General features: G+C 41.0%; 4 protein-coding genes. 2 read left to right on the plus strand and 2 right to left on the minus strand.

The features are described from left to right. Positions 1 to 194 precede the first annotated feature (194 nt). Positions 195 to 1196, plus strand: a complete 1002-nt coding sequence (locus JMF85_RS02065) for a 4-hydroxythreonine-4-phosphate dehydrogenase PdxA (RefSeq protein WP_127607692.1) — start codon at positions 195 to 197, stop codon at positions 1194 to 1196. Between the two features lie 337 nt (positions 1197 to 1533). Beyond that, on the plus strand, positions 1534 to 1725 hold the full coding sequence (locus tag JMF85_RS02070) for a hypothetical protein (RefSeq protein ID WP_127607690.1): 192 nt from the start codon (positions 1534 to 1536) through the stop codon (positions 1723 to 1725). Between the two features lie 1122 nt (positions 1726 to 2847). Here JMF85_RS02070 and JMF85_RS02075 read toward each other — a convergent pair. Together JMF85_RS02075 and JMF85_RS02080 are read right to left on the minus strand one after the other, a co-directional pair. Next, entirely contained in the window at positions 2848 to 3147 is a 300-nt protein-coding gene (locus tag JMF85_RS02075; protein ID WP_201317660.1) for a hypothetical protein, read from the minus strand. Positions 3148 to 3243: 96 nt separating this feature from the next. Next, positions 3244 to 3579 carry a helix-turn-helix domain-containing protein gene (locus JMF85_RS02080; RefSeq protein WP_127607686.1) on the minus strand — a complete coding sequence of 112 codons (336 nt, stop codon included), beginning with the start codon at positions 3577 to 3579 and terminating at the stop codon, positions 3244 to 3246. Positions 3580 to 3738: the final 159 nt, after the last annotated feature.

Consider the following 3738-nt stretch of genomic DNA (forward strand, 5'->3'; position numbering starts at 1 on the left):
ACTTTTATATTTGTACATAACCATTGGAGGTCACTAATGTTTAATTTCAATAAAATTTTAGTACACTATGCTATATTTTGCATCACATCTCTCTTCTTAGCGTGTTGTATTATGAAACTTCGAAAAATATAATGATTTCAGATAGGCAAAACGAATGAGAAATTACATCCATTATATCGAAATGGGGAGATTAAATGAGCGGCAATCGCAAGGTTACGATGGGGCTTCTGTACGGTGATGCGACGGGTATAGGATCTGAATTGGTGGCAAAAGCCCTGCAAAATCAGGACTTATTTGAAGACGTTACTTGGGTATTAATTGGAGATGAGAGGGTCTTTCGATTAGGGGCGGAAATTGCTAATTGTTCGCTCCAATACAGAAAGATTGAGAGCATAGACCAGATCGACCCGAATGAAGAAACGACTTGGCTCATAGATACGGCAAACACCGATCCCCTTACGTTACCGTTAGGTAAACTTTCCGCTGAGTCCGGCAAAGCAACAGGCGATAACTTGACACTCGCAACTCGACTCGCCCAAAACAAGAAATTGGATGGTGTAGTTTACGCTCCATTAAATAAAGGCGCGCTTTATAAAGGCGGGTATCAATTTGAGGACGACATTCACTTACTTGCGTCGCTGTTTGACTATAAATCGGGTTTCGGTGAAGTCAACGTCCTAGAGGATTTATGGGTAACAAGAGTTACATCCCACATCCCCATGAAGGAAGTCGCGCAACATATTACTAAATCAAGAGTACTGGAAGTAATTCGGTTCGCGAATGTAATTCTCAAAAAAGCTGGTTTTACGAACCCGAGGATTGCAGTATCTGCATATAACCCACATGCAGGAGACAGTGGTTTGATTGGAATGGAAGAGATTGAGGAAATTATTCCTGCAGTTGAGGCTGCTCAACAAGAAGGACTTAACGTAGTAGGACCATTTCCAGCAGATACGATTTTCCTTCGTTTAAAGGAAAACCCGTTTGACTGTTTAGTATCCATGTACCATGATCAGGCACAGACGGGGATGAAGTTAATAGGATTCGATAAAGGTGTCACTGTAAACGGAGGACTTCCCGTTGTATTGGATACGCCTGCCCATGGAACGGCATTTGACATCGCCGGTAAAGGAGTAGCCAATCCTGGCGCTATGATCACTGCGATGAAATTGGCGGTTAAAATGGTTCGAGAATAAATCCCGGGGTCATGGCAAGGGCTATAAAAACATCTCCGGCCGCTTTTGGACCGGAGATGTTTTTACCCCTCGGAACTTCTGCGGAGCAATTCGAAAGCAACGAGGCCATGTTGTTTTTCCGAAAAAATGAATAGAGGAGCCAAGAAACGGATGAGCGAATTAGGCATCATTGCCGATGACTTAACCGGGGCTTCCGACTCCGGTATGCAGTTTTCGCGGCTTGGCCGGAATGTGAAGGTTATCTGGGATATAGGCAGATTGGAGCAGTCACCGACCGGCCGAAGTGATTGTAAAAGCTTTGTCAGATCAGGTTGTTTATGAGAAGTGCAGACCTTTTGTGATTGGGGACATCAAACGGCTGCAAAAGGCGGAAGCTATATTGAAAGCGGGTTTGGTTATCCGTTCCATTCAGCCGTCGGATGACGCCGACTTCCGCTTCGGAACCGTGGACTGCCTGGATCTTGATCTGCTGCCTGTTGACCTGCCGTTCGGTGCAGTTTCCGCTGAGGCGGGGAACGCGGGGTTCTAATATTCGGTAACTGCGATGCCGCTTCCGGGGGTGACGACTCGACGGCAGCGCTGCTCTATATGCTTTATGGCTATAATGTACCAAAGGAAAAAATAACTCTTTTTCATTCTCGCGTGGATGGTCCCCCCGAAAATGAAGTCTTCTTCGGTTGGCCTGAAACCGAGTCGTATCTGGAATATCTTAGTCGTTACTTTGATTTGCCTCTTATTATTGCTTGGGGGAAAAGGGGTTTCTAAAACGAATTGAAGATAGGGGAATGTTTCCGGACAGTTCCGCGAGGTACTGTACATCTTATCTCAAGAGAGATGTGTACTTGAAATATGCGAGGACCAGGAGCGGAAACATTTTATGCGTTACTGGCGATGATAAGAAGCCTGCCATAAAGCTGTTGTTCCGACATGAGATGTTGCATTAATGTTTGCTCCTCGGTCTAGTACAAATTGTACTTCTTAAATATTCCCCCTTCTAGCTGCACCAACAATTGCGGGGCAATGTGAATCATTAAGTTCCGCTCCATTATTAATCAACAACTTTACTATTTCAAAGTCATATTCGCGAAATCCACACCAACAGTAATCTAAATATGTTCCAGTTCCTGGGGCTCAATAATTCAAATCGATCCCTGAAGAGATTAATGATTTAACAGCCACAATATCTTTATTTTTAAACACATTTATCAACTCTTGATTCATCACTGAGTATTCACCATCCTAAGATTTATACCATACAAATGCAATATATTTGTAATAATTCCATCCTTACAATCATTATTCTGCCAGTTAGTTTAATAAAAAGAACGCTTCCCGCGCCTTCGCTTGGGCTACGTCCTCCTCATTACATTCCATTTCCAATTACCTATTATTGGACATACGCGAGTAGCATGTATTGCTTAAACAGGGGTCTCATCTTAACCTAAGCACTAAGAAAATACTTTATTTTCTCAGTCTAGAACTTTATTTTCTTCGAACATTTAGGAAAAGTAAGATTATCAGTTTTTTTTAGTCTAATGGTTTATTTTCTTTTACCACCATGAAGAAAATATTCTAGAATGACTTAGACGAACGGGCGGGGGGCAGGAAAAATAAAGAAGCACCCACATAAGCGAGTGCCTTGATAATGCTGTTATGGATTATAGGTAAATTTATTATAACCATTTTTACGATTACGAATATATTCGGACATTGCTGACTTTGATTCAGCCGTTTGCCCTCCTGATTGAGCTAAGATACCAACAGGATCAATGATCTGAGCTTCTTTAAAATTAACTGTTCCGATAGTAACACATAAAGGCTGTCCATTTGGATTTATTCGGATACCAAACAATAATTTTCCAATCATAATACTATTATAGTATACTCTAATCCAGTGGTTTGATACAACACCATCAATGCCAAATTCTGCGCGTTGGTTTAGCTGCGCCACTTTATTTTTTCAGTCTTAGTACTTTAATTTCTTGGAACACCATTTTCTAAAGTGGACACCAGTATTATCAGGACTCCTTCGCCATCGCTACTGAGCCTAGTCAATAGTTCTTAATCTCGCTTTCAACAGTGCAATCTCAATAATTTCCCTTTTATCATAATCATTAAGATTCCTAAAAACCTCAATTAATTTTTCTTCATAATAGTCGTCATATGTATCCCCATCATTCGAATCAACTCCGGTTAACAACCAGTTTAGGTTCACATTATATTGGGTTCTAATTGAAATTAGTGTTTCCGCAGACGGGTTACTATTTCCTTTTTCAATTTCACTCAGGTTACCTTGGGAAATCCCTATACTTTTCGCGAATTGAGATTGGTTCTGTTTGTTTTCTTTTCGGATACACTTTATTCTATATCCAATTTCATTCATACATCTCACCAGCTCTCTCTACAAAAATTAAAGAGGGTAGCCTTAGAATATTCCATCAGCTACCCTCTTCGATGTAGATAAAAAAGTTCACTTTCCGACTTTCTTAACTACTTTCCAACATTCTTTACTACTTTCCGAGTTTTTTACATCGGGACAACA

Source organism: Paenibacillus sp. EPM92, assembly GCF_016586185.1.
Lineage (GTDB): Bacteria > Bacillota > Bacilli > Paenibacillales > NBRC-103111 > Paenibacillus_G > Paenibacillus_G validus.

Excerpts from the sequence above, each read along its gene's own strand:
- JMF85_RS02065 (WP_127607692.1), top strand. The coding sequence starts at position 195 with ATGAGCGGCAATCGCAAGGTTACGATGGGGCTTCTGTACGGTGATGCG.
- JMF85_RS02080 (WP_127607686.1), bottom strand. The coding sequence starts at position 3,579 with ATGAATGAAATTGGATATAGAATAAAGTGTATCCGAAAAGAAAACAAA.